This window comes from Pseudomonas sessilinigenes, assembly GCF_003850565.1.
Classification (GTDB): Bacteria; Pseudomonadota; Gammaproteobacteria; order Pseudomonadales; family Pseudomonadaceae; genus Aquipseudomonas; species Aquipseudomonas sessilinigenes.
In genome coordinates this window covers 3,708,755-3,734,370 of sequence record NZ_CP027706.1, presented here as the reverse complement: position 1 = coordinate 3,734,370, position 25,616 = coordinate 3,708,755, and the positions used below count along the sequence as shown (strand labels likewise).

The window sequence follows — 25,616 nt, the reverse complement described above, 5'->3', positions numbered from 1 at the left end:
AGCAGGACCATGGACGGTCCCTTGTTCCACCCTTCCCGCCTCCTCGCGCCCCTCCAATGCCTTTACAGGCTGTCTTTGCGGTCATCCCGAATGGCCATATCGATCCCTTTTTGACCACATAGAGAGTTATACCGGCCAGACAGCGGCTGCCAGAATCATCGGGCAAGGCACAAACGCACGCTCCCCGCCGGGAGCCTTCGAGCCACCGAACGCGTGAGAACAATAACAATGCCCAGCGCCAATCCCCTGTCCAGCAGTCCCCTCCCGGCCCCCAGCGATGGCGTGCCCGGCGATTTCACCCACAGCGCCCAAGGCACCTCGCTGCGCCGCATCCTCGGCTTGCCGGCCCTGGTGTTCTTCGGCCTGGTGTACATGGTGCCGCTCACCGTCTTCACCACCTACGGCGTGGTTACCCAGATGACCGGCGGACGCACCGCTGCCGCCTACGTGATCACTCTCCTGGCGATGATCTTCACGGCGCGCTCCTACAGCGTGATGGTCAGGAAGTACCCGATTGCCGGTTCGGCCTACTCCTACGCCAGCTTGAGTTTCGGCCCTGGCATCGGCTTTCTGGCCGGCTGGTCGCTGCTGCTCGACTACCTGTTCCTGCCGATGATCAATTACCTGGTGATCGGCCTGTTTCTCAACCTGGCCTTCCCTGCCGTGCCGGCCTGGATATTCGTGGTCGCGACCATCGGCCTGGTGACGCTGCTGAACATCCGTGGCATCGGTTCGGTATCGAGCATGAGCAACCTGATCGTCTGCGCTCAAATGGTGTTCGTGGTGGTGTTCCTGGCCATGGTCCTGCGTCAGCTGGCAGGCGCCCCGAGCCTGGACCTGAGCGCCCCCTGGATCGGCGACGGCAGCCAGTCCGGCCTGTTGCCGCTGATGGCCGGAGCCGCGGTGTTGTGCCTGTCATTCCTGGGCTTTGATGCCGTGTCGACCCTGGCCGAGGAAACCCGTGATCCACGCCGGGATATCCCCCGGGCAATCCTCATCACCACCCTGGGCGCCGGCCTGCTGTTCATCCTGCTGGCCATGGCCAGCCAGCTGGCGTTGCCCGGCAGCCAGTTCAAGGATGCCGAATCGGCGGCCAGCGAAGTCATGCTGCACACTGGCGGGCGCTTCCTGGAAATATTCTTCACCGCGACCTACGTGGCCGGGGCTGCCGGGTCCGCCCTGGCATCCCAGGCCTCGGTCTCGCGCATCCTGTTCAGCATGGGCCGCGACGGCATCCTGCCCAGGCGGGTGTTCGGCACCTTGTCGGTGCGCTACAAGACGCCCGTGACGGCCATTGTCCTGGTGTCGCTGGTGTCCCTGCTGGCGGTGGTGGTCGACCTGACCACCCTGGCATCGATGATCAGCTTCGGTGCCCTGGTGGCGTTTTCGGTGGTCAACCTGGCCGTGATCAAGAGCTACCTGGGCCAAGGCCAGCCGCGCAGCGCCGGGCAGCTGTTGCGCTACGGCCTGTTGCCATTGATCGGTTTCGGCCTGATCGCCTGGCTCTGGACCAGCCTCTCGGCCCTGACCCTGGGCATCGGCCTGGCCTGGTTCGCCCTGGGCCTGGGCTACCTGGCGGTGCATACCCGAGGCTTTCGCCAGCCGGCACCGACCGTGCAATTCTCCGAACAGGCCTGAGGCAAAGGCCGCTCAGACACCGATCGGCACGGCCTCGAAGCGCACCCGGGGGTGGGCAATACGGTCCTGGGCCCGCACCAGCTCCAGCTCGTAGCTGGCGCAGGCCTGGGTTTCCAGCAGCACCTCATGCACCGCTGCGGCAGTGAACTCGAAGGCCGCTACCAGGCTGTCGCCCAGCAGCACCCGGGCCAGGAACAGGCCCGAAGTCAGGTCGCCGACCCCCACCGGCTGGCGGGGGAAAGCCAGCAGCGGGCGCCGCAGGTGCCAGCTGCCGTCGGCAGTCACCAGTAGCATCTCGAAGCCGTCGGCCAGCTTGCCCGGGTAGTCCAGGTGCTTGACCAGCACCGCCTTGGGGCCTCTTTCCAGCAGTGAGCGAGCCATGGCCAGGCAATCGAACAACGATTGCGGCTTGCGCCCGCAGAAGCTGTCCAGCTCCAGCTGGTTGGGACAAAGGAAATCCGCCATGGCCACGGCTTCGTCCAGGAGGAAGTCGCTGACCTCCTCCGGCACGATGCAGCCCTTCTCCGGATGGCCCATTACCGGGTCGCACAGGTACAAGGCCTTGGGGTTGACCGCCTTGATCCGCGCCACGCCGCTGAGGATCGCCCGGCCCTGGGCCGCGCTGCCCAGGTAGCCGGACAGGATCGCGTCGCAGTTGCCCAGCTCGCCGATAGCGGCAATGCCTTCCACCAGCTCGGGAATCTGCCGCGGCGCCAGCACTTCCCCGGCCCATTGGCCATACTGGGTGTGGTTGGAAAACTGCACCGTATTCAAGGGCCAGACATTCACCCCCACCCGTTGCATGGGAAATACCGCAGCGCTGTTACCGGCGTGGCCGAAAACCACATGGGACTGGATCGCAAGCAAGTGGGGCGTACGTTTCATGCAGGATTTTCCATAGAACCGGGAGAATTCAAGCCGCGCAGTATGCGACTAAACGCAGCCTGTACGACAGACCGGAGTCGCAGTTAAGCTGATGTCACTTCGTTGGAGCACACCTTCATGCTGACCCTTGGAAACATCTTTGTATTGATGTTGCTGGCAACCGGCGCTGCCTGGTTGTGGCACAACCACGGCCTGCGCGAGCGGGCGTTGGAGCGGGTCAAGCAGCACTGCGCCCGGCTCGATATCGAACTGCTGGACGGCAACGTGGCCCTCAAGCGCATCGGTTTTGCCAAGGACGCCAAGGGCCGCCGGCGCCTGGCGCGGATCTACAATTTCGAGTTCACGGTGACTGGCGAGACCCGCCATGCCGGGACCATCACCCAATTCGGCGCCCACAGCGCGCACATCGAGCTGGCGCCCTATCCGTTTGAGGTCAAGGAGCCACTACCCAGCGCCGAGATCATCGAACTGAGCCAGTGGCGCGAAGAGCACCGCAAGTGGCGCAACTGATCATTTTTTAAACAACCCTCGCTCACGCCGCTACAGGCGGCACTGCGCCAGGCTGGCCTGCAGCGCTGCCACGTCCTGAGGCTCTGCGAAGATCAGCTCCAGGCGCGAATCCCGCCGCCACTCGCTGGGCAACCAGTTGAACGGCGAGTTATCCAGCCCATTACCCGATCGCCAACCTTCAGCGCTATGGATCACCAGCTTGGCCCGGCGCCAGTCGAGGTTCTGTAGCCAGTGGTCGATCCGGGTCAGATCGAACTGTTGCTCCGGATGCCAGCGCCAGCCGATGCTCCAGCCGTCTTCCTGGGCCTGGCTGAGACAGATCGGCTGTGCCGGATCGCTCCACACCGCCGGTAGTTGTGCCAGGCCGTGGGGCAGCTCGGGCGGCTCCAGGGCAACCTGGGCAGTGACGCTCAGCCCCGGCAGTTCGGCCAGCGGCAACGCTGCGTGGCGAGTCCAGAACAGCGGCCGATCCGGCAACTGCTCCAGCACCCGCAGCCGATCGCCGTCGCTGAGCAGTTCATCCTTGTTCAGCACCAGCAGTCCCGCTTCGGGCAGCGCCTCCAACTGCGCCGCAGGCAACGGCTGGCCCGCAGCCAGGGCCTGGGCGTCGAGCACCAGCACGCAAGGCTGCAGCGCCAGCACACCTCGCCAGGGCGCCTGCGCCAGCTGCTTGAGCAGTTGCACCGGATGACCGAGGCCGGAGGGTTCGATGAACAGCCGATCGGGCTGGGCCTTGCGCAGCAGACGCCCCAATCCGACCTGGAACGGCGCGCCGCTGACGCAGCACAGGCAGCCACCGGCCACCTCACCAAAGGCGATACCGTCGTCATCACGGCTGAGCAAGGCTGCATCCAGGCCGATCTGGCCGAACTCGTTGATCAATATCGCCCAACGCTCGTTGGCCGGACGCTGCTCCAGCAAATGGCGGATCAGGCTGGTCTTGCCGGCGCCCAGGGGGCCGGCAATCACGTGGGTGGGGATGTCCTGCAGCATGGGAAAGAGGTCCAAAGAAGCCGTTAAGCGATGCTACGCCCTTCCTGGTCCGGGCGAAAATCCGCTGGCTTGTAGCCTTCTTCCCTAGCCGCTACCAAAGGCCGGGTAAGCCCGGCACGAACGCGGGAGCGCCCTGGCGCTGAGGCCTGTCATCCTTTGCGCCACCTGCGGCAGTGGCTACATCAGCCCAGCCAGTCCAGGGTCAGGATCAAGCGCCGCTCCCCCGTTGCAGGTTGCGGCGAACGGTGGATCAGGCCAAAACCTTCGTTGCCGTGCCACTTCTCACCCTTGAACAGCGCGACAGCACCGCAGCTGATCTGCTGGATCAGCGCCGGGTCCCGAGGTTCGGCTTCCGGCCGCCCCAACTGCTGGCGGTCCATCGCACCTTCGCGTAGCCATTGGCTACCAATACCGGCATAAGTGGTGATTAGGCGCATCGGTACGTGGTCCACGTGAAAACGCGGGCACATGGCCTTGTCCAGCACCCGCAGGCGCAAGCCCACGCGCCGGGCACCCAGCAGGCAGGAAAAAGCACTGACTAGCCAGGAAACATCGGCGATAAAGCCTTCATAACCCAGTAAATCGCTGAACCCGGAGGCCAACCCACGCAGATTCGGCACGGCGTCCTCATCAGGCAATTCCAGGCTCAGGGACTCGGCCAGGGGCTCGTTCAGCGACAGCAACAACTCGCCAAAATCCGCGATATGCGCCGGCAACTGGCGCTGCCAGAGGCCGAGATTGACATCATCCTCGAGAACTTCGGCCAGCACCGCCGCCGTGGCGCCAATGGCCGGGCGGCGCAGCTGCCTGAAACCGACCGGCCACGACCCGAGCAATGGCCGCCTGGGCAATGGTGTGAGTGGAGTGCACAGGTTCAACATCAGGCCGCTTCCTCGTCATGCCAGGGCCCGAACGGATCAACCAGCAAGCTCCAGGCCTCGACCCCCAAGGCCATTTCGGCGTCGTCCAGCAGGCATTGGTCCAGCTCGGCGCGAAGCTGGGCAAAGTCGATGTTCTGGCCGATGAACACCAGCTCCTGGCGGCAATCGCCAGTGGCTGCAGTCCAGTTGTGCATGATCGCCGCCGTGCTCTCCTCATCCTGGGGCCAGTGCTGCTTGGGCACGAAGCGCCACCAGCGCCCGGCGAAGCCATGGCGCATCAGGCCACCGGCCTGGGACCAGCTGCCCGCCTCCTGGTACTTGCTGGCGAGCCAGAAGAAGCCCTTGGAGCGCAGCAACTTGCCGTTGCTCCAGGGCCGGTTGATGAAGTCGAAGAAGCGCTGCGGATGAAACGGCCGCCGGGCCCGGTAGGCCGTAGAGGCAATACCGTACTCCTGGGTTTCCGGCACGTGTTCGCCACGCAGCTCCTTCAACCAACCCGGCGCCTGGGACGCACGCTCAAAATCGAAACGGCCGGTATTGAGGATCTTCGCCAGCGGCACCTGGCCCATGACCATAGGGATGATTTGCGCCTGGGCATTGAGCCGCGCCAGGATCGCCAGCAGCTCCTGGCGCTCTTGGCTGCTGATCAGGTCGATCTTGCTGACCAGGATCACATCGGCGAACTCCACCTGCTCGATCAGCAGGTCAGTGATCGAGCGCTCGTCTTCCTCACCCAGGGTTTCCCCCCGCGAGGCCAGGCTCTGCGCAGCCTGGTAATCCACCAGGAAGTTCATGCCGTCGACCACGGTGACCATGGTGTCGAGCCGCGCGATGTCCGCCAGGCTCTGGCCGGACTCATCGCGGAAGGTAAAGGTTTCCGCCACCGGCAGCGGTTCGGAAATACCGGTGGACTCGATCAGCAGGTAGTCGAAGCGGCCGTCCCGGGCCAGCTTGCCCACCTCTTCCAGCAGGTCTTCGCGCAGGGTGCAGCAGATGCAGCCGTTGCTCATCTCCACCAGCTTTTCTTCGGCGCGATTGAGGCTGACATCACGCTGCACCTCGCTGCCGTCGATGTTGATTTCGCTCATGTCGTTGACGATCACCGCCACCCGCAAGTTGTCGCGGTTGCGCAGCACATGATTGAGCAGGGTACTTTTGCCCGCGCCAAGAAAGCCGGACAGCACGGTAACGGGAAGACGGTCGGTCATGGGGGTAGATCCTCATCAGGTTCGCGGCTGGCTCAAAGCGCCCGTTGGTGGCGTTCGCGCAGCTCTTGGCGTTCTTTGGCTTCGATACACAAGGTGGCGGTGGGCCGCAGCAGCAAGCGCCGCAGGCCGATGGGCTCGCCAGTGTCGCGGCACCAGCCGTACTCGCCACGGGCCAGGCGCTCCAGGGCCTCATCGATCTTGTCCAGGAGCTTCTTTTCCCGCTCCAGCAGGCGCAGTTGCCATTGATGCTGCTCCTCGGCGCTGCCGATATCCGCCAGGTCGCTATGGGTTTCCTGTTGGCGCAGCAGGTCGAATTCGCCGCAGATGCGCTCCTGCAGCTCACTGCGCTGGGCCAGCAGCAACTCGCGGAAGAAACCCTGTTGGGCATCGTTCATGTAGTGCGCATCGGGCTGGGCGAGCAGGTCTTGTTCAGTCATGGCGGGTCACGGATCGGGTTTTCTTTTATGTTATATTATAACAATGCAGATCCGCCAACCCTCTCTTGCCCGACATGACGAAGGGCGCGATGCTGCGCCCCTGTTGCCCAGAGAACTGCCATGCGCCCGATCCTGCCCGCCCTGATCTGCAGCCTGACCTTGCTTGCCGGCCATGCCTGTGCCGCGCTCCCCAGTACCCTGGCGGCCTGCACCCGCAGTGCCACGCTGCTGGCCTGCGTCGATCCACAGGGCAATGCCTACAGCGTTGCCGCCGCCGGCAGCACGACCTACCTGCGAGGCTTCGAGGTGAGTGGCAAGCGCTATTGGGCGCAGACCAACAGCCGCTACGGGCAGTTGACCTTCTTCACCGGCCTGGCCTCCGACGGCGAGGCCTGGGTGGGCTACAGCCAGCGCGTGGGCTGGACCACGCGCAATCGTTTTTCCAGCTCTGGCGGCAGCCGTGGCCAGTTCACTTGCAGCCGCATCACGGGCTGCTGAGGACGCCCTAGACCTGGTTGTTCCTGGTTTCCTGGAGCCAGGCCATGTAGCTGTTGGCCGGCGGATTCCTCTCGAAGTAGCGCTGCAAGCCTTGGAACAGGCCATCGGCAATCGCCTGCTGGTGCCGCGCCGTGACCAGGCGCTGGCTGTCGCGGCTGTTGGAGATGAAACCGGTCTCCACCAGGATCGAGGGCACATCCGGCGACTTGAGAACGGCGAACCCGGCCTGCTCCACGCGCTTCTGGTGCAGGCTGGTAATCCCCGACAGGCTGTCCAGCACGGTGCTGCCCAATTGCAGGCTGGCGGCGATGGTGGCGTTCATCGACATATCGAGGATCACCCCCGCGAGCATCGGATCCTTGTCCTTGAGATTGAGCAAGCTGCTGGCCCCCAGCAGATCGACACCGTTCTCCCGCTGGGCCATGAAGCGCGCGGTGGCGGAGGTCGCCCCGCCTTCGGACAGGGCGAACACCGAGGCCCCGGAAGCGGTCAGGCGCGGTGCAGCATCGGCATGCACTGAAATGAACATGTCCGCCTTGTGCTTGCGGGCGATCTCCACACGCTTGCGCAATGGCACGAAGAAGTCATCGTTGCGCACCAGCTTCACGTCGAAGCCCTTCTCGCGCTTGAGCCGCTTGGCCAGCAGTTGGGCGATGGACAACACCACATCCTTTTCACGCTCGCCCCTGGCCCCTACCGCTCCAGGGTCCTTGCCACCATGCCCGGGGTCCACCACCACGATGATGTCGCGCTTGGGATGGGCCCGATCCGCCAGGGCCGGGGGCTTGGCGGCCAGCGCCGCAGCCGCGGCCATGCTGGGTGCGATTTTGGTGCTGCTGGACAGATCCAGCACCAGGCGATGGCCCTGTCCGTCCTGGGGAGGCAACAGAAAGCTGTTGAGCTGCACCGGCTGATTCAAATCGAGAACGATCCGGGTATCACCCTGGCCGAAATGCCCGGAACGGATCGAGCGGATCACCGTATTGGCCAAGGCCAGCTGGCTGAAGTCACCACTCAGGCGCGCACCGCTCAGGTCGATGATCAGCCGCTCGGGGGCGCTCAGGGTGAAGGTCTTGTAGTGCACCGGGCCGCTCAGATCCAGCACCAGGCGCAACTTGTCGGCAGAGTTCCACAGCCGCGCACTGCGGATCTGCGTGGCGTAGGCACTCCAGGGGAACACCAGGGCCGTACCGGCCAACAACAGGTTGAGCAATTGACGTCTATGCATGGCGACTACCGCAAATAAAGGAGCGTCCGTACTCACGAGGCAGGATGGATGACCGTTGAGGAAAAACTTTCCATCACGTGTATTGTTATAATATAACATGCCGAATCTTTTCCAACGACGGACCTGCTCATGAACGCGCTGACTCTGCCGGATATTGCCGCGCAGGCCTCACGCCAAGCCTTGCCACTGGACTGGGTCGGCATGTGCGGCATCGCCTTACCTGTAGTGATCGATGGCCAGCGAACCGCCGCCATGGCCGATGCGGGAGTCAGCCTCGACGATGGCGAAGCCCGGGGTATCCATATGTCACGCCTGTACCTGGCCCTGGAAATGCTGGAGCAGCAGAACCTCACCCCGGCCTTGCTGCGTCGGGTGCTGCAACGCTTCCTCGATAGCCATGAAGGCCTGGCGCAACACGCCTACCTGCGCATTCACCTGGATCTATTGCTCAAGCGACCGGCGCTGATCAGCCCACTGGCTGGCTGGAAACGCTATCCGCTGAGCATCGAGGCACAGCTGAAAAACGCCATGTTCCACGTGGAACTAAAGATCGACGTACCTTATTCCTCGACCTGCCCCTGCTCGGCGGCACTGTCGCGCCAGCTGATCCAGCAACAGTTCGTCGATGACTTCGCCAATAAGACCTTGCAGCATGCCGATGTCCTGGCCTGGTTGGGTTCGACCCAAGGCATCGTCGCCACGCCCCACAGCCAACGCAGCAACGCGCAGTTGCGTCTGCGCCTGGATAACTTCGTCGATGAATTGCCGCTGATCGCGGTGATCGACGACGCAGAAAACGCCCTGGGCACCGCCGTACAAACCGCCGTAAAACGTGCCGACGAACAAGCCTTTGCCCTGGCCAATGGGCAGAACCTGATGTTCTGCGAAGACGCTGCCCGGCGCCTCAACCTGGCCCTGCGTCGCTCCCCCGGGATCAATGCCTTCGCCTTGCGGGTCGTGCATGCAGAGAGCCTGCACGCCCATGATGCCGTGGCCGAAAGTCGCTGGAACTGGGAGGCCTGATGCTGCGCTGCCACGCCTTGCGCTGGGGAGCTCCGGGCCAGCCACTGACTCCACCGCTGGATCTGCATCTGGCAAGCGGCAGCCTGACTGCGATCATCGGCGCCAATGGCTCGGGTAAAAGCAGCCTGCTAAAAGTAATCGCCGGCCTGCAAAAGCCGCTCTCGGGCAAGGTCGAGCGCAGCCTGCCACGACACACAGGCCTGGCCTACCTGCCGCAGCAGCAACACCTGGACCGACAGTTCCCGATCAACCTGGAGGAACTGGTGATCGCCGGCCTTTGGGGCAAGCGTGAAACTGCCGCCAGCCGATCCCAAAAACTGCACGCGGTCCTCGCCGACTGGCATCTGCAAGGTCTGCAGAAACGCCCATTGATGGCCTTGTCCGGTGGAGAGTTGCAACGTGCGCTGCTGGCCCGGTTGACCCTCACCGAAGCGTCACTGCTGTTGCTGGACGAACCCCATGCCGCCCTCGACGAATCCGGCCAGGCCCTGCTTTGGCAACACCTGCACCGTTGGCATGCCCAAGGTCGCACCCTGGTGGTGGTCTGCCACGACCTGCCCGCGGTGCGCCAGCATATTCCCCAGACCCTGTTGCTCAAGCACAGCGGTTGCGTGTTCGCTCCCAGCCAGGAACTGATCGCCCACCCCATTTGCCCTCAGGTGGCCTGATGCACCTCGCCGCCCATCTCTGGCACCCCTTCAACGAATTCATGTTCATGCGCCGGGCCTTGCTCGGTGGACTGGTGCTGGCCTGCAGTACCGCTCCTTTGGGTGTGTTCCTGATCCTGCGGCGCATGAGCCTGATCGGCGATGCGGTGGCCCACGGCATTCTCCCCGGAGCAGCCCTGGGCTTCTGGTTCGCCGGCCTGAGCCTGCCCGCCCTGACTCTCGGCGGGCTTGGCGCAGGACTGGGCATGGCCGGATTGGCAGCCTGGATCACTCGTCGTACCGGCCTGCGGGAAGACGCCAGCATTGCCGCTATCTACCCGATTTCCCTGGCCGCCGGAGTGCTGATCCTGGGCCTGGCCGGTAAACGCCTGGACTTGCTGCACCTGCTGTTCGGCTCGGCCCTGGCGGTGGACGGACCGACCCTGGACGGCATGTTGATCGTCTCGGCCGTCAGCCTGCTGGCCATGGCCCTGATCTATAGACCCTTGCTGCTGGACACCCTCGATCCGCTATTCCTGCACAGCGTCAGCCGGCTCGGCCCCCTGGCCCATGGGTTGTTCCTGACCCTGGTGGTGCTCAACCTGGTGATCGGCTTCCAGGCCATCGGTGCCTTGATGGTGGTGGGCCTGATGATGCTGCCGGCCGCCGCTGCGCGTTTCTGGAGCCGACGCCTGCCGATCCTGATCGGTATCAGCGCGGCCCTGGGCTGCCTGTCGGTCTGGCTCGGCCTGCTGCTGTCGTTCCATTACTCGCTGCCCAGCGGCCCGGCCATCGTGCTGATAGCCGGCGGCTTGTACTTGCTGTCGGTGGTGTTCGGGCCGGTCCACGGCCTGCTGCACCGCCCGCCCCTGCCTTCATCCCTGTGAGGTTCTTGTCGATGCGCGCCCTACTCGTGCTGTCCAGCCTGCTGCTGTCCCTGTGGTTATCCAGTGCCCAGGCGGCGGACAAAATTGCCGTGGTCACCAGCTTCAGCATTCTCGCCGACATGACCCGCGAGGTCGGTGGCGAACACGTACGGATCAGCAACCTGGTGGGGGCCGACGAAGACGCCCATACCTATGAACCCACGCCGGACGATGCCAAGGCCCTGCTCGGCGCCCGGCTCATCATCAAGAATGGCCTGGGCTTCGAACCCTGGCTCGATCGCCTGGTCGCCAGCACCGCTACCCCGGCCACCGTGATCACCGCCAGCCGTGGCGTGATCCCGCGCAGCCTGGAAGAAGACGGCGAGAAAATCCCCGACCCTCACGCCTGGCACAACCTGGCCAACAGCGAACTGTATGTGAACAACATCACCAAGGCGCTGATCGCCGCCGACCCGGCCCATCGCAGCGACTACGAACGCAACAGCCAGGACTACCTCAAGCGCATCTACCGCTTGCTGGCCGAAGCCAAGGCCAAGCTCGGCGCCCTGCCGGCGGGCAACCGCAAGATCGTCACCTCCCACGATGCCTTCGGCTACCTGGGCCAGGCCTACGGCATCGAGTTCCTGGCCCCCCAGGGACTGTCCACTGAACGCGAGCCCTCGGCGGCGGAAGTCGCTGCGCTGATCACCCAGATCCGCAAAGCCAAGGTCAAGGCGGTGTTCATGGAGAACATCAAGGATGCGCGCCTGCTCAAGCAGATCGCCGAGGAAAGCGGTGCGCATATTGGCGGCGTCCTGTATTCCGATGCGCTATCGGCCAGCGGCCCGGCCAGTACCTTCACCGGGCTGTTCGAATACAACCTCAATACGCTGTACGACGCCCTGAGCCGACCATGATCAAGCACCCGCCGCTATCGCTGCTGGATCTGGAAACAGCTCCCCTGGGCAGCCGCTGGCCATTGACCGCAGTGCTCGACGCCCTGCCCTGGAACGCCGATGGCCTGATCGCCGCCATCGCCCAGCAACATGACAGCGGCGAGGTGTTGATGCTGGCCTGGATGAACCGCCAGGCCCTGGCCGAAACCCTGGCCAGCGGCCAGGTCTGCTACTGGTCGCGTTCGCGCAATTGCCTGTGGCGCAAGGGCGAGAGTTCCGGCCATCGCCAGCGCCTGGTGGAAGCACGCCTGGACTGCGACGGCGATGCCGTGCTGTTGCAGGTGCAACAGAGCGGACCGGCCTGCCATACCGGGCGCCCCAACTGTTTCTACAACGCCATTCGCGATGGCGCGGTGGAAGTCATCAGTTCCCCCCTTGAAGGACCCGCGCCATGATCCGTAAAAACCCCTCCGGCGACCTGCCGGTCATCGCCGAATCGGCCTACGTCGACAAGACCGCCATCATCTGCGGCAAGGTGGTGATCGGCGAGAACGTCTTCGTCGGCCCCTACGCCGTGATCCGCGCCGACGAAGTGAACGCCGACGGCCAGATGGAGGCCATCACCATCGGCGCCAATTCGAATATCCAGGACGGCGTAGTGATCCACTCCAAATCCGGAGCGGCGGTAACCATCGGCCAGTACACCTCCATTGCCCACCGTTCCATCGTCCATGGTCCATGCGTGGTCGGTGACCGAGTGTTCATCGGCTTCAACAGCGTGCTGTTCAACTGTGTGGTGGGTGACGGCAGCGTGGTGCGGCACAACTCGGTGGTGGATGGGCGCGACCTGCCCCAGGGTTTCTATGTACCGTCCACGACTCGCATCGGCCCGAAGACCGACCTCGGGCAATTTCCTCCGGTGAGTGTCAGCGCCTCGGAGTTTTCCGAAGATGTGGCGCGCACCAATGTCGACCTGGTCCGTGGCTACAAGGCCCTGCAGAACGAGTTTTGACCATGGGCCGAATCCTTATCCGCAATGCCCGGCTGGTGAACGAAGGGCAACAATTGGATGCCGACCTGCTGGTGAACAACGGTCGCATCGAGACCATCGGCAGCCTCGACCACCTGAGCGCCGAGCTGGAGATCGACGCCCAGGGCCAGTGGCTACTGCCGGGCATGATCGACGACCAGGTGCACTTTCGCGAACCCGGCGCGCCGGACAAGGGCAGCTTCCACAGCGAATCGCGGGCAGCGGTGGCCGGTGGCATCACCAGTTTCATGGACATGCCCAATACCTCGCCGGCCACCCTGACCCTGGAGGCACTGGAGGACAAGCAACGCCGTGCGGCCAAACACTCGGTGGCCAACTACGGCTTTCACTTCGGGGTCAGCAACGACAACCTCGATACCGTCGCTGCCCTCGATCCCACCACAGTCGCCGGGGTCAAGGTATTCATGGGCGCCTCCACCGGCAACATGCTGGTGGACGATCCCCAGGTGCTGGACCGCTTGTTCAGCCAGGTACCGACCATTCTCCTGGCCCATTGCGAACACACACCGAGCATCCAGGTTCGCCAGCAACGCTGGCAGCAGTTGTATGGCGAGCAGATTCCGGCCGCCGCCCACCCACGCATCCGCGATGCCGAGGCCTGCTACCGTTCCTCATCCATGGCCGTGGCCCTGGCCAGGCGCCACGGCACCCGCCTGCATGTGCTGCACCTGACCAGTGCCCGGGAACTGGCGCTGTTCGAAGACCGCCCCCTGGCACAAAAGCGCATCACCGCCGAAGTGTGCGTGCACCACCTGCTGTTCGACGACCGGGATTACTCGCACCTGGGGCACCTGATCAAGTGCAACCCGGCGATCAAGTCCCAGGCCGACCGCGACGCTCTGCGCCAGGCCCTGAACAGCCAACGCCTGGATGTCATCGGCACCGATCATGCGCCCCACACCTGGGCGCAGAAACAGCTGCCCTACACCCGAGCCCCTGCCGGGCTGCCCCTGGTGCAACATGCATTACCGGCGTTGCTGGAACTGGTGGCCGACGGCGTGCTGCCGCTGACCACCCTGGTGGAGAAGACCAGCCACCGGGTGGCCGACCTGTTCGCCATCCCCGATCGGGGCTACTTGCGTGAAGGCTACTGGGCCGACCTGGTGTTGATTCGCCCGGAACCCGAAGGCCAGGCCGTGGATGAGCAACCGATCCTGGCCCGTTGTGGCTGGACGCCCTTTAGCGGTCGGCGCTGGCGGCATAGCGTGAGCACTACCCTGGTTTCAGGCCAGTTGGCCTGGCACCAGGGACGCTTGAACGAGCATTGCCAAGGCCTACCCCTGCGCTTCACCCGCTAGCCGCCCTGCCCCGGCTCAAGAGGCGCGGGGTTTGACCGTGCCGCAATCCTGGCCAAGCCAGACTGCGCGAGTGTCCATGCTGCCTTTCTGCTGCAGGCCGGTGGCGTTGAAGGTACCGATCACATTGGTGGTGAACTCGCGATCGCTGATGAACTTCGCCACCCCACTGCCCTGGGCCTTGGGACAGCTGAAGCGAAACTTCCACTGGTTGCCACTGCGCTCGGTGACCTGCTGCTGGCAACCGGACTGCGGGTCCTGCAGCGGGATGGTGTCGGACTTCACCTGGTCCGGCGTCAGGCAGACGCGAATGCCCTTGCCGCCCATGGTCACGCCCTGTTTTTCCAGCATGGCCCGTTGCTGTGGAGTCATCTGCTGCTGCAATTGGCCGAGGATCAATGACAGGTCCGGCAGGTTCTGGTCATCGATCTTCATGTTGCTGCTGGTCAGCTCCCACAACCCCGGCTGCAGCATCTGCGCCTGTGCAACCAGCGGCAGCGCCAACCCCGCCGCCAAGGCCCAACCCACTAAACGAAGTTTCATCGAATGACTCCTAGACAATAGTGGCCGTTAGACTTCGGCCAGGGCACGGCGTTGCATACACAATAAAATAGCGACTTTCGTCGTGGAACATGGTCTGTTAGCTGGACCCAGGCATCGAATCTTCAGGAGCATGGCTGCCCCATGGATTATTTTGGCCCACATCCCTTCGGCTACCTCATCGCCTTACTGCACTTTCTTGGCCTGATCGCCGCGATCCATGCAGTGCTCACAGTCAGGACCGCCCAAGGCGCCATTGCCTGGGCCTTGTCACTGATGTTCATGCCCTACCTGACGCTGATTCCCTACCTGGTGTTCGGCCGCAGCACCTTCGATGCCTATATCCAGGCCCGGCGCCAAGCCAACGTCGAGATGCACAAGGCGATCAACGATCAGAACTGGCGGCCCTGGGTCGAAGAAGCGCTCACCGCCCGCGCCTCCGCGGCCTACGCTTCGCTGCGGGCCATGCCCAAGCTGGGGCGCATGCCCTGCCTGGCCAATAACCAGGTGCGCCTGCTAGTGAACGGCGATGCCACCTTCGAGGCGATCTTCAATGCCATCCGCCGCTCCCACAAAGCAGTGCTGATCCAGTTCTTCATCATCCACGACGACGAACTGGGCCGGCGCCTGCAACGCCTGTTGCTGGAAAAGGCCCGGGAAGGCGTGGCCATCCACCTGCTCTTCGATCGCATTGGCAGCCACTCCCTGCCCGCCAGCTACGTGCAAGTCCTGCGCGACGGCGGAGTCCAGGTGCATGCCTTCGCCACCCGCAGCGGCTGGCTCAACCGCTTCCAGGTCAACTTTCGCAACCATCGCAAGATCGTCGTGGTGGATGGCGTGCTGGGCTTCGTGGGCGGGCACAACGTGGGCGATGAATACCTGGGTCTGAAGCCGCCCCTGGCGCCCTGGCGCGATACCCATGTGCAAGTGGGCGGCCCGGTGGTGGCCTGCCTGCAGGAGTCTTTCGCCGAAGACTGGTACTGGGCAACGCGGGAGCTGCCGCCGCTGATCCTGCCGGACACCTATCCCGATGGCGGCGTGCTCTGCCAGTTGCTGGCCAGCGGTCCGGCCGATGCCTACGAGACCTGCTCGCTGTTCTTCGTCGAGGCGATCCACGCCGCCACTGAACGGGTATGGATCACCAGCCCGTATTTCATTCCCGACGAAGCCGTATTTGCCGCCCTGCGCCTGGCCGTGCTGCGCGATGTGGATGTGCGCATCCTACTGCCGGCACGCCCGGACCATCGCATCGTCTATGCCGCGTCCAGCCTGTACGCCTTCGAGGCAGTACGTGCCGGCGTCCGGGTATTTCGCTACCAGCCCGGCTTCCTGCATCAGAAAGTGGTGTTGATCGACAATGAGATCAGCGCCATCGGCAGCGCCAACCTGGACAATCGTTCGTTCCGCCTGAATTTCGAAGTGATGTTGCTGACCGTGGACGATGACTTCGCCACCCAGGTGCAGGACATGCTGGAAGCCGACTTCGCCAGGGCGCGGGAAGTGGCCAAGGAAGAAAGCCGCCAGACCCACCGCCTGCAACAACTGGGCATGCGGGTCGCGCGGCTGATTTCTCCGATCCTGTGAAGACAGGCCTTACGGGTTGTAGAGGTCGTCCCGGGTCCAGGGCAGTTCATGGCTGCCATCGGCATGAGCCTTGACCGCGAGAATCTGGTGCAGGTTGATCCAGCCCTTGGCGAATGCATAGGCGCAACCTGCCAGGTACACCCGCCAGATCCGCAACGCCTGCTCCGGCACCTGCTTGGCCGCGGCCTCCAGATTGTCTTCCAGGCGTTCGCTCCAGTGATCCAGGGTGCGGGCATAGTGCATGCGCAGGCTTTCCACATCGACGATCTCCAAGCCCGCCTCGCTGATATGCGCGGAAATCATCGACAGGTGCGGCAGCTCGCCGTTGGGGAAGACATAACGTTCGATGAAGTCCCCTGCTCCCCGGCCCACGGGGCGGCCGTCGGTGTGCTTGGCGGTGATTCCGTGGTTCATCACCAGACCGCCTTCGCGCACGGCGCCGAACAGGGTCCGGCAATATTCCGGCAGGTTGGCGTGGCCCACGTGCTCGAACATGCCGACGCTGACCACTTTGTCGAAGCGGCCATCCTGGGGCAGGTCGCGATAGTCCAGCAGTTGCAGTTCCACCAGGTCTTCCAGGCCCTCGGCCTTGACCCGCTCGCGGCCCAGGGCCAGCTGTTCCTTGCTCAGGGTGATGCCGAAGACCTTGGCGCCGAACTCGCGGGCGGCATAACGGGCCAGCCCACCCCAGCCGCAACCGACATCCAGCAGGTAGTCGCCCGGCTGCAGGCGCAGCTTGCGGCACAGGTGGCGGAACTTGGCCTGCTGGGCTTGCTCCAGGGTCTCGCTGCCGGTCTCGAAGTAGGCACAGGAATAGGCCATGTCGCTATCCAGCCAGAGCTGGTAGAAGGCATTGGACAGGTCGTAGTGATAGGAAATGGCGGCGGCATCGGTGGCCTTGTCGTGCAGCGAGCGCACGGGCTGGTCGCTTTCATCGTCGGCCAGCAGGGCCTGGCTCAACTCGTCGCAGACTCGAATGACTTCGCTGATGGAGCCCTCGAGCTCCAGCTTGCCCTCGACGAATGCGCCCCCCAGCGCATCCAGGCTTGGGTGGCTGAGCTGTGCCACCAATTGCGGGTCCTTGACCACGATGGTGACATTGGGCTCGGGCCCGAGGTTGAACTCATGGCCATCCCAGAGCCGCAGGCGTAGGGGCAGTTGCAGATTCTGTAAGGCCGGTGGAAGTTGCACAAGCATGAAAAATCCCCCCTTGTTCAGACGTCTGGAATGAGGGTAGACCATCCTTGAAAATTAGCAGGCTATCGATTTGATAGCGGTTTTCTATGGTCCGTAGCGCCACACCAAGCCGTCTTCGGCCCACTGTTTCAGCCAGGACGCCGCCTGCAAAGGAGCCCCCTCGTCATAAGTGACGGCCAGCTCGGCACAGAGTTCCGCGAAACTCCACTGCCCTGCGCACATCCCCTGCAACGCCTGGGCTTCTCCTGCCGACACGCTGCGATAGCGGCAGACCCGCTGCGAGCGCCAGACCAGGCAAACCTGCTCCTGTTCAAGTAAAGCACTCGGGGGGAAATCCACCTCTGCCTTGACCGACTGCCATTGGGCCAGGCTGTTGTAGCGCAACAGCAACCATTGCACACAAGGAGCCAGGCGCAGTTGCAACTCAGGCCACTGGGCAGCATCCAGCGCCGCCAAGTCCGGCACGCTCAGCACCGCGGCCTCTGGAGCATCGAATGCCAGGGTGAAGGCCCATTCCAGTCGCGCCAACTCTGCCAGGGGCAGGCCCTGTCCAGACACCACATGCCTCGGGATGAAATCGGCGAACCCCTGCCCCAGCCACCGCAGGCTGAAATGCCGCGACGGCGAGTGGTGTAGATACGCCGCGACCAAAGACGAAAACCCCTGCTCACCCAGCCAACGACGGATGCTCGGGAAATCGCCCTCCATCACCTCCTGCAGCCGCGCCCGATAGGCATTGTGGTAGATCGCCAGCCCGGTCTCGACATCCAGGGTCGGCCCGCCCACCAGGCTCCGGCTCAGGGCAGCATCGGCCAGGGGCTGCTCACCCAGCAGATAGCCTTCAAATGCCAATTGCCATTCATTCAGGCGCATCGCTGTCTCCCGGCCAGTGCCTGGCATCCCAGCTCCCGGGCCTTGTCCAGCTCGGCGAGCAACTGTTCCAGGGGCGGAAAGTGATCGTCACGCTCCAGCAGCGTCGCTACCGGTCCAAGGTGTTCGAGGGTTCGCTGATACAGCTCCCAGACCGGATCGCATACGGGGTGATCGTGGGTATCGATCACATAGTCGCCATAGTCCTGGTGACCGGCCAGGTGCAGCTGGCGTACCCGTTGCGGCGGTAGTCCCTTGATGAATTGCCAGGGATCGAAACCATGGTTGCGCGAGCTGACATAGACGTTGTTCACATCCAGCAGCAGCTCACAGCCACTGAGCTGGCTCAGGGCACACAGGAACTCCCATTCACTGAACTCATCGGCAGCGCTTCTTACATAGCTGGAGACATTCTCCAGGACCAGTGGCCGCTCCAGCACCTGCTGCACTTCACACACTCGGCCAGCCACATAGCGCAGGCTTTCCTCGGTGTAAGGCAGCGGCAGCAGGTCGTGTAACTGATGGGCGTTGCCCCGGCTCCAGCACAGATGATCGGCAACCCAGGCCGGACGCACTCGCCCGGCCAATGCCTTGAGCTGTGCCAGGTAATCGTGGTCCAGGGGGTGGGGACCGCCAATGGATAGCGACACCCCGTGCATCACGATGGGATAGCGCTCGGCAATGGCATCGAGGTAGTACAGGGCCTTGCCACCCTGGACCATGAAGTTCTCGGAGATGATCTCGAACCAGTCGACCGCCGGCTCGTCATCGAGAATCTGCTGATAGTAGGCACTGCGCAAACCCAGGCCGTAGCCCAGGCAAGAAGGAACATCAGACATCGCCAACTCCTTGCCAAGTGGCCGCAGCAGGCGTCCCCGCCACGGCAACACTCGATCGCCGCTTACTCGCCGACCTTGCCGCCGGCCTTTTCACAGGCGGCCTGGGTCATGGCCTTGAACCCCTGGCCTTTGCAGGCCCCCATGCCCTTGCAGGCGTGGTCCTTGGTCTTGCAGTCGTTCTGGCCCTTGCAGGCGTTCACGCCGTAGCAATGCACCTGGGCATCGGCGGCAGTCGCTTGGGTGGCGACACCGGCAAACAGGCTGGCGGCAGCGAAAGCCAGGGCAGCGCCGGCAGCGGTTTTCTTCATGTTCATCTTGTATTTCCTCAATAGTCGCAAGGGGGAGACGGGAAGCCTGAGCAACCCCGTCATGCCACTAGAGAGAGCAAGACTCCCGGCGTTACAGCCGGGATGAAAATAAAAGCCGGCGACTCAAGCCTTGGCCAAAGGCTCCTGAAAGCGCAGCAAGCGCCCGGCATTGCCCAGCACCAGCAAGGTGCTGAGGTTATGCAGCACCGCGGCGATCATCGCCCCTGCCACCCCCAGCCAGCCGAATGCGGCGAAGGCGACGATGGCCAGGGTCCAGCCCAGGCCGATGATCACGTTGACCTGCAAGGTGCGCCGGCATTCACGGCTCAGGCGCACACAAGTCCCCAAGCGGCGCAAGTCACTGCCGATCAGCACCACGTCGGCCGAGGCCAGGGCGATGTCCGCGCCGCCCGCCCCCATGGCGACCCCCACCACTCCAGCCTTGAGTGCCAGGGAGTCGTTGATGCCGTCGCCGACCACCATGGGCCGAAACCCCTTGTCGATCTCCCCCAGCACCCGCTGGAGCTTGTCTTGCGGCAGGGCCTGGGCCTCGATATCGCTGATGCCCACCTCTCGCGCCAGGCTGTCCGCCACGCTTTGCCGGTCACCGGTGAGCAACAGTTGGCGCCCCAGCCCCAACTCGCGCAGCTCTTGCAGGGCCTGGGCGGCTTCGGGCTTGACGCTATCGGCCAACAGCAGCCAACCGAGGAACTCACCATTGAGCGCCAACCCGGCAATCGGCCCATCATGGTTCGGAACCGGGCTGGTATCGATATCCAAGCTGGCGAACAGCTCCGGTCGACCCAGCGCCGCCTGGCCTTCGTCGGTACGCGCGACCACGCCCAGGCCCTGGCGCTCATGGATATCCTCCAGGGCCCATTGCTGCTCAGGCGGCACCAGTGCTGCCAGCGCCCGGCTGACGGGGTGACTGCTGGCCGCCCCCAGGCTGGCGGCGAGGCTGAGCAGCGCCCTTCGATCTTCCTGGGCAGTGTCGACAGCCTGCAGGCGCAGGGTGCCAAAGGTCAGGGTTCCGGTCTTGTCCACCACCAGGGAGGTCAGGTCCGCCAGTTCTTCGAGAAACGCCGAGCTGCGGATCAGGATGCCGTGGCGGGCCGCCACGGCGATTCCGGCGATGGCGGTGGCCGGCGCCGATAGCACCAAGGCACAAGGGCAAGCCGCCACCAGCACGGCGAGCATGGCCTGGGCATCATTGGTAATGAACCAGGTCACCGCTGCCAGCAGCAACACCAGCACCAGGTAGCTGCCGGCATAGCGTTCCAGCAGGCGGGTAATCGGCGGTTTGGCCCGCTCGGCGCTCTGCATCAGGGCAATCACCTTGCCCAGGGTCGACTCCTCGCCGGTACGGGTCACTTCCAGGCGCAGCAGGCCATCGAGGTTGATCGCACCACCGAACACTTGCATGCCCACGCTCGCCTCCTGCGGCACCGACTCGCCAGTGATCGGCGCGGTATCCAGGCTGGCCTGGCCCGACACCACCACGCCATCGGCGGGTACCCGGTCCCCGGCACGGACCTCCACCAGGTCCCCGGTCCTGAGGTTGGCGTTATCCACCTCCTGCACGCTGCCATCGGCCTGTACCCGGCGCGCCTGGCTCCGGGTCAGGCGCCCCAGGGCGTCGATGGCCTCCTGGGAGCCGATGACGCTGCGCTCTTCCAGCACATGGCCGAAGATCATGATGATCGGCAGCAAGGCAGCGGTCAGCAGGTCCCCCGTGGCCCATGCGCCCAGCATGGCCAGGGCGATCAGCTGGTCGGTGATGCCATGCAGGCTCGGGTAACGCAGGCTGAACCAGGCCGAGCGCAGCACCGGCACGGCCACCAGCAGCGAGGCGACCCCCAGGAGCAGCTGGCTGACACCGACCTGCTCCGGTGCCAACCAACGCCAGGCCAGGCCCAGGGCCAACAGCCCCAGGGCGAGCATGGCCAGGGTCAACTGGCGCGCGGCGCTGCGTTGTTCGGCGGTGGTCAACATGCTGGCGGGTGCCGCATGGGTCGAAGCGGTCATTGTTCAGCTCCCTGGATGATCAGGCGGGAATCGTCTTTCGGATCGACGGTGGTCACCGAGCCGGCTCGGCCAAGAATCTGCGGCAGGCGTTCACGATAGATGCGCAGCAGCATCTGCGGATCGGTGCCGTTGCGCTGCTCCTGGGCCAGACTCTGCACCGTGGCGGTCTGGGCTCGGGCCAGGGCCAGTCGCTCACTGGCCTGGGCATGGGCCACTTGCAGGCTGCGATCGGCCTGCTGGTTGGCGCTCTGGGTAAGTTTCTCCGCTTCAGTACGCGCATTGGCCACAGCCTTGTCGGCCTGCTGGCTGGCGGTCAGCACCGCGTTGAACGCACTGACGGCTGGCTCGGGGAGACTCGACTGCACATCCACCCGCGTCACTTCCAGGCCAATGCCCTGCCCACTGGCAGCAAGATCCGCCAGGCGCTGGTTGATGCTTTGCACCAGGTCGCCGCGCAACCGCTCACGTCGCTCCGCCGCCTGGTGGTCATTGCCCAGCAGTTCCGGGCGAGCCACCAGGATGGTGTCCAGGTCACGCGCCGCAGCCAAGGTCAGGGCGCTGCGCGTCACCAACCGGTCCAGGGCCGGCAGTACATGGTCGCCTTGCAGCACGTATGCATAAGGATCACTGACCTTGTAGAACACCCGGACGTCCAACTGCACCACACCTGCATCACCGGTGAGCAAGTAGCCCGAACCGGCCAACGTGTCGTTCAGCGGCGTGGCCAGGGTCGCGACCCGGTCCCCGTCCTGGGCAGCAGCGGAGCGCAGCAGGCCTTCGACCCTGCGCTCCAGCACCCGGTCGGCAGCCGGCAGCAACACCACTTGTTCGAACGGTCGAGGCCAGGCCAACAGCAACCCCGCATTCTGGACCCGGGCCAGGGCGCCGAAATGCAAGACCAGGGCGCGGTTCTGCGGATCGATCTGCCGCACATTGGACAAGGCCCAAGCCAGGGCAGCGAGAAGGGTGACCACATACAGCGCGATGAACGCCAGGCGGCCAGCCTGGATCCACGGGCTGTTCAGCTCGTTTGTTCCACGTGGAACGCTGTTCATGGCTGCGATCCGGGGGCTTTGTTCGGCAAGTTCGGCGGGCCATCCACCAATACTCGGAACGGCGCAGCATCGGTGCGCAAAATCAACCGGGTTCCCGGGTTGACCACGGTACCCAAGGCATCCAGGGAGCGCAGCAGGTTATAGAGCTGTGGCGAACTGGCATAGGCCCGACCGTAGATCTGTGCGGCCTCTACCCGGGACTGCGCCTCGATGTCCGCGGCCTTCACCGTGGCGTCGGCCTGCACGATCCGCGCGTCGCGTTCGGCAGCGGAACGGATCTGCGCGGCCTCGCGCTTGCCCACCGCCGTGCGTTCCGTGGCAATGGTTTCCCGCTCCGCGCGCATGCGATCCACCGTAGCGGTCAGCGTGACCGACGGCAGCGTCAGGCGCTCGACGCCCACCTGCACGACGCGCACGCCGTAGGTGGACAGCAACTGCTGATCGATCTGCTGGCGCAGTTGCGCCTCGAAGTCGGCAATTCGCACTTTGCTGGCATCGGTGTTCACCAGATCGGCCAGGTCGAAACTGCTGGCCGTGGTTTCCAGGGCCGAGCCAACGAACGTACGGATCTGCCGGGCGGCCTCGTCCGGCTGGTTCTGCACTGCCCGCATGAAACGCTGCACGTTGTCCGAGTCACCCTGCACACGCCAGGCGACATAAGCCTGGACGATGATACGCAGGCCATCGCGGGTCCCTACATCCTGCAAGCCACTGGACGTGGTACGCAGGCGCAGGTCCACGGGAATTGCCGCCTCGAAGGGTGCCGGCCAGCGCCAGTTCAATCCGGGTTCCAACAGGACCCGGGCCGGGTTGCCGAATCGGGTGATCACCGTGGCTTCACCGGAGCGCACCTGGACCAGGCTCGCCGCCGCCAGGGCGAATGCCACCAGCAACGCTGCCCAGCCCATGCGCCGCCAGGGAAACGGTCCCGCCTCTGCCGGCGCACCATGGTGATGGTGGTGATGACCATGATGGTGATGATGACCGTGCCCATGGTCGTGACCGGCATGCGCATCATGGGAATGGGTATGGGAAGACTGGCTCAATGGGCGGCTCCTGGCTGGGCGGCTTTACGCGGCGCCATCGGGTCGGCGGGCAAGGTGAAGGTACGCAAGTCGAGGGTTGGCGCACTGTCGCCACCCAGACGGTGATCGAGAATCAACAGCCGGGCCTTGCTCAGGCCCTGGATCAACTGGCCGAGGTATTGCTCCAGGATGAATGCCTGGCCCGCACCGGCGTAGGCTTTCTGCTCGGCGGCGAACCGCAGGTCGGCCGTCTGGGCTTCGGCCTGGATCTCACGCGCCGTGGCACGCGCCTTATCGTTCACTTCGCTGGCCTGCAATTGCGCCTGGTTGGTCTGTTCCGCTGCGGCCCCACGTTCGCGGGAAATCAGCGCCTGGGCGCCAATCTGCGCAGCTTGTACAGCGTGATAGGCGTTGGCCGCGCCGGCCGGCGGATGAATGGCCTCGACCACAGTGGCGAGAATTTCCACACCGCTGTCGAGCTTGGACAGATCGGCCTGCACCGCACGGCCAATATCGTCGGCCAGGCGGGTGCGGTCCTCCCCTAGCAGGCCATCGAGGGTACGCGAGGCGAAGTCATGCACCAGCACTCGGCTGGCGGTACTGCGGATCAGGGTCGGCACATCGCTGCTGTTGTAGGTCGCGGCCAACGCCGCGGCATCGTCCAGGCCAATGCGATAGACGAAGCGCACGTCCATGTTGACGATCTGGAAGCTCTGCTGCCGGGCATTGCCACTGGCGATCACCTGGGATTTGTCATTCACGTGGCTGGCATCCCACAAACGATTGGCAATCGCTGGGGCCGGCCCTTCCGCTGCCGCCGGCTCGATCGGTTGTGGGGCCTCGCCCACACTGGTGGCCAGTTCATGGACCACGCCGTTTTCCACCGTCAGTACCCGCCCCAAGGGCCAGGGCAACCCCAGGTGCAGGCCTGGGCCGAAAACCGTGACAGGCTTGCCAAAACGCTCGTAAATACCGCGATTTTGCATGGAAATCTCATGAACACCGGTCAAAACCCAGCCCACCAACAGAATCGTCGCCAGCACGGGGAAGAAGGCTCGGCGCATATAGGCAAAAGCCCAGATCTGTCGCAGATCGATGCCGAATCGGTTGTGCAATTCGTGTTGCAGGCTGAGCAGTGGCTGCGGTGGCCAGCGCAGCAAGTCAGCGATAAAACTATGGGCCAGCAACCTGGGCTCAAGGCGCTCGCGCTGGGGGCTGAACAACGACAGCAGCGAGCGCAGCAGCAACTCGCCGGCCACCAGTGCAGGCAACAAACCGATCAATACCGCCAGGCGCACCGGCCACAGCGCCGTATCACTGCTGAGCAGCAGGCACAGTGCGCTGGCCAGCAGGCAAAGGATCGCCATTCGCAGCAGCTGCGCCAGGGCCGCAGCCTCCGGCCATTCAGCCGGGTGTTCCTGGGCCAGTTGGCGCTCCAGCACCAACAGGGCAAAGGCCAGTAACAGTGCCAGCGCAGCGAAGACACTGGCACTCAAGCCCAGGGCCGTGGCGGGCAGCGCCAGATTGAACACCTGGAACAGGCAATACAGGGCCAGCAACGACCAGCCGCCAAGCCACAGGGTCGGTGCCCCGATCTGCCGCAACAGATGCCTGGCCCGCGTGCCCAGGGCCGCGGAAAACCGCCCTCCTGCCTGTACCTGGGGTTCTTCCTCCTGCGGACTCGCTGGCGCAGGGGCGATCGCCTGTTCTCGCCATTGGCTGACCCAGCCGGCCGATTGCAGGCCCGCAACCAGTACCAGCAAGGCACATGACAGGTTCACCAACACCACCGGCCAGAGGGTCAGCGCCGCGAACAGATCGACGAATACCGCCGATACCAATCCCAGTATCGCCAGGGTCAACAGGCCAATGCCCCAGCGGCGTAAACGCACGCTGTGGAAGATTGCCTGCTGGAACCTTGGCAAGCCGGCCACGTCTGGCCCTTGCGTCTCTAGATCGACTTGCATACCACCCCGCCGCTCTGGTCCGGCCCTCTGCATGAATCGCGGGCCGAAAAATCTGGATACAATTCGTTACTATATAACGATTCAAGTGAAATTTTCGTCGCCAGCCATGCCTTTTCATCTATTGCGCACGTCGTAGATACATAGATCGCT

The 25,616-nt window shown here is 64.1% G+C and carries 26 protein-coding genes; 11 read left to right on the top strand and 15 right to left on the bottom strand.

Annotation, left to right across the window (positions count from 1 at the left end):
* The first annotated feature begins 228 nt into the window (after window positions 1–228).
* Window positions 229–1,638: an APC family permease gene (locus C4K39_RS17225; protein ID WP_225926548.1), complete on the top strand. Its 1,410-nt coding sequence runs from the start codon at window positions 229–231 to the stop codon at window positions 1,636–1,638.
* Window positions 1,639–1,650: 12 nt separating this feature from the next.
* On the opposite strand, the gene pdxY is transcribed toward C4K39_RS17225, so the two are convergent.
* Window positions 1,651–2,523, bottom strand: a complete 873-nt coding sequence (gene pdxY, locus C4K39_RS17220; RefSeq protein WP_068578380.1) for a pyridoxal kinase PdxY — start codon at window positions 2,521–2,523, stop codon at window positions 1,651–1,653.
* A 117-nt stretch (window positions 2,524–2,640) separates the two neighbouring features.
* Here pdxY and C4K39_RS17215 point away from each other — a divergent pair, with 117 nt between their 5' ends.
* Window positions 2,641–3,033 carry a DUF3301 domain-containing protein gene (locus C4K39_RS17215; protein ID WP_068578377.1) on the top strand — a complete coding sequence of 131 codons (393 nt, stop codon included), beginning with the start codon at window positions 2,641–2,643 and terminating at the stop codon, window positions 3,031–3,033.
* Between the two features lie 30 nt (window positions 3,034–3,063).
* Here the strand turns inward: C4K39_RS17215 and C4K39_RS17210 are convergent, their stop codons facing one another.
* The 4 genes from C4K39_RS17210 to dksA all read right to left on the bottom strand — a co-directional run bounded on the left by C4K39_RS17210 (window position 3,064) and on the right by dksA (window position 6,552).
* Window positions 3,064–4,026, bottom strand: a complete 963-nt coding sequence (locus C4K39_RS17210) for a CobW family GTP-binding protein (RefSeq protein ID WP_068578375.1) — start codon at window positions 4,024–4,026, stop codon at window positions 3,064–3,066.
* Window positions 4,027–4,208: 182 nt separating this feature from the next.
* Complete coding sequence (locus C4K39_RS17205) at window positions 4,209–4,907, bottom strand: DUF1826 domain-containing protein (protein ID WP_068578373.1); 699 nt, start codon at window positions 4,905–4,907, stop codon at window positions 4,209–4,211.
* Entirely contained in the window at window positions 4,907–6,115 is a 1,209-nt protein-coding gene (gene zigA, locus C4K39_RS17200) for a zinc metallochaperone GTPase ZigA (RefSeq protein WP_124347052.1), read from the bottom strand. The genes C4K39_RS17205 and zigA overlap by 1 nt, the downstream gene beginning before the upstream one ends.
* Before the next feature lie 32 nt (window positions 6,116–6,147).
* Window positions 6,148–6,552, bottom strand: coding sequence for an RNA polymerase-binding protein DksA (gene dksA / locus C4K39_RS17195; RefSeq protein ID WP_068578370.1), 405 nt, complete (start codon window positions 6,550–6,552; stop codon window positions 6,148–6,150).
* Window positions 6,553–6,672: 120 nt separating this feature from the next.
* Between dksA and C4K39_RS17190 the strand changes: the two genes are divergently transcribed.
* Window positions 6,673–7,050, top strand: coding sequence for a glutamine synthetase (locus C4K39_RS17190; protein ID WP_068578368.1), 378 nt, complete (start codon window positions 6,673–6,675; stop codon window positions 7,048–7,050).
* Window positions 7,051–7,057: 7 nt separating this feature from the next.
* Here the strand turns inward: C4K39_RS17190 and C4K39_RS17185 are convergent, their stop codons facing one another.
* Complete coding sequence (locus tag C4K39_RS17185; RefSeq protein ID WP_124347051.1) at window positions 7,058–8,278, bottom strand: N-acetylmuramoyl-L-alanine amidase; 1,221 nt, start codon at window positions 8,276–8,278, stop codon at window positions 7,058–7,060.
* A 129-nt stretch (window positions 8,279–8,407) separates the two neighbouring features.
* On the opposite strand from C4K39_RS17185, the gene folE2 reads away from it, so the two are divergent.
* The 7 genes from folE2 to C4K39_RS17150 are packed head-to-tail and all read left to right on the top strand — an operon-like array spanning window position 8,408 to window position 14,059.
* A complete protein-coding gene (gene folE2, locus C4K39_RS17180; protein WP_068578364.1) occupies window positions 8,408–9,301 on the top strand; it encodes a GTP cyclohydrolase FolE2 in 894 nt (297 codons plus the stop codon).
* Window positions 9,301–9,969 carry a metal ABC transporter ATP-binding protein gene (locus C4K39_RS17175; protein WP_124347050.1) on the top strand — a complete coding sequence of 223 codons (669 nt, stop codon included), beginning with the start codon at window positions 9,301–9,303 and terminating at the stop codon, window positions 9,967–9,969. Before folE2 ends, C4K39_RS17175 begins: the two co-directional genes overlap by 1 nt.
* The gene (locus tag C4K39_RS17170; protein ID WP_124347049.1) at window positions 9,969–10,835 is read left to right on the top strand and encodes a metal ABC transporter permease; all 867 of its coding nucleotides are present in this window, start codon (window positions 9,969–9,971) and stop codon (window positions 10,833–10,835) included. The genes C4K39_RS17175 and C4K39_RS17170 overlap by 1 nt, the downstream gene beginning before the upstream one ends.
* Before the next feature lie 11 nt (window positions 10,836–10,846).
* A complete protein-coding gene (locus tag C4K39_RS17165) occupies window positions 10,847–11,731 on the top strand; it encodes a metal ABC transporter substrate-binding protein (protein ID WP_068578357.1) in 885 nt (294 codons plus the stop codon).
* Window positions 11,728–12,165, top strand: coding sequence for a phosphoribosyl-AMP cyclohydrolase (gene hisI / locus C4K39_RS17160; protein ID WP_068578356.1), 438 nt, complete (start codon window positions 11,728–11,730; stop codon window positions 12,163–12,165). Before C4K39_RS17165 ends, hisI begins: the two co-directional genes overlap by 4 nt.
* On the top strand, window positions 12,162–12,722 hold the full coding sequence (locus C4K39_RS17155) for a gamma carbonic anhydrase family protein (protein ID WP_068578354.1): 561 nt from the start codon (window positions 12,162–12,164) through the stop codon (window positions 12,720–12,722). Before hisI ends, C4K39_RS17155 begins: the two co-directional genes overlap by 4 nt.
* Window positions 12,723–12,724: 2 nt before the next feature.
* On the top strand, window positions 12,725–14,059 hold the full coding sequence (locus tag C4K39_RS17150) for a dihydroorotase (protein ID WP_068578352.1): 1,335 nt from the start codon (window positions 12,725–12,727) through the stop codon (window positions 14,057–14,059).
* A gap of 15 nt (window positions 14,060–14,074) precedes the next feature.
* On the opposite strand, the gene C4K39_RS17145 is transcribed toward C4K39_RS17150, so the two are convergent.
* Complete coding sequence (locus C4K39_RS17145) at window positions 14,075–14,599, bottom strand: DUF3617 domain-containing protein (protein ID WP_068578350.1); 525 nt, start codon at window positions 14,597–14,599, stop codon at window positions 14,075–14,077.
* A 141-nt stretch (window positions 14,600–14,740) separates the two neighbouring features.
* Here C4K39_RS17145 and cls point away from each other — a divergent pair, with 141 nt between their 5' ends.
* Complete coding sequence (cls, locus tag C4K39_RS17140; RefSeq protein WP_068578348.1) at window positions 14,741–16,180, top strand: cardiolipin synthase; 1,440 nt, start codon at window positions 14,741–14,743, stop codon at window positions 16,178–16,180.
* A 9-nt stretch (window positions 16,181–16,189) separates the two neighbouring features.
* On the opposite strand, the gene cfaB is transcribed toward cls, so the two are convergent.
* The 8 genes from cfaB to hflK all read right to left on the bottom strand — a co-directional run bounded on the left by cfaB (window position 16,190) and on the right by hflK (window position 25,466).
* Entirely contained in the window at window positions 16,190–17,377 is a 1,188-nt protein-coding gene (gene cfaB, locus C4K39_RS17135; RefSeq protein ID WP_068578346.1) for a C17 cyclopropane fatty acid synthase CfaB, read from the bottom strand.
* Between the two features lie 84 nt (window positions 17,378–17,461).
* A complete protein-coding gene (locus C4K39_RS17130; protein WP_124347048.1) occupies window positions 17,462–18,250 on the bottom strand; it encodes an HvfC/BufC N-terminal domain-containing protein in 789 nt (262 codons plus the stop codon).
* Complete coding sequence (gene bufB, locus C4K39_RS17125; protein ID WP_124347047.1) at window positions 18,241–19,086, bottom strand: MNIO family bufferin maturase; 846 nt, start codon at window positions 19,084–19,086, stop codon at window positions 18,241–18,243. The genes C4K39_RS17130 and bufB overlap by 10 nt, the downstream gene beginning before the upstream one ends.
* 62 nt (window positions 19,087–19,148) lie before the next feature.
* Entirely contained in the window at window positions 19,149–19,400 is a 252-nt protein-coding gene (gene bufA2 / locus C4K39_RS17120) for a BufA2 family periplasmic bufferin-type metallophore (protein ID WP_058435465.1), read from the bottom strand.
* A 117-nt stretch (window positions 19,401–19,517) separates the two neighbouring features.
* The gene (locus C4K39_RS17115; protein ID WP_124347046.1) at window positions 19,518–21,419 is read right to left on the bottom strand and encodes a heavy metal translocating P-type ATPase; all 1,902 of its coding nucleotides are present in this window, start codon (window positions 21,417–21,419) and stop codon (window positions 19,518–19,520) included.
* Entirely contained in the window at window positions 21,416–22,474 is a 1,059-nt protein-coding gene (locus tag C4K39_RS17110) for an SPFH domain-containing protein (protein ID WP_068576542.1), read from the bottom strand. The genes C4K39_RS17115 and C4K39_RS17110 overlap by 4 nt, the downstream gene beginning before the upstream one ends.
* Window positions 22,471–23,520 carry a protease modulator HflC gene (hflC, locus tag C4K39_RS17105; RefSeq protein ID WP_068576544.1) on the bottom strand — a complete coding sequence of 350 codons (1,050 nt, stop codon included), beginning with the start codon at window positions 23,518–23,520 and terminating at the stop codon, window positions 22,471–22,473. Before hflC ends, C4K39_RS17110 begins: the two co-directional genes overlap by 4 nt.
* Entirely contained in the window at window positions 23,517–25,466 is a 1,950-nt protein-coding gene (hflK, locus tag C4K39_RS17100; RefSeq protein ID WP_124347045.1) for a protease modulator HflK, read from the bottom strand. Before hflK ends, hflC begins: the two co-directional genes overlap by 4 nt.
* Window positions 25,467–25,616 lie beyond the last annotated feature (150 nt).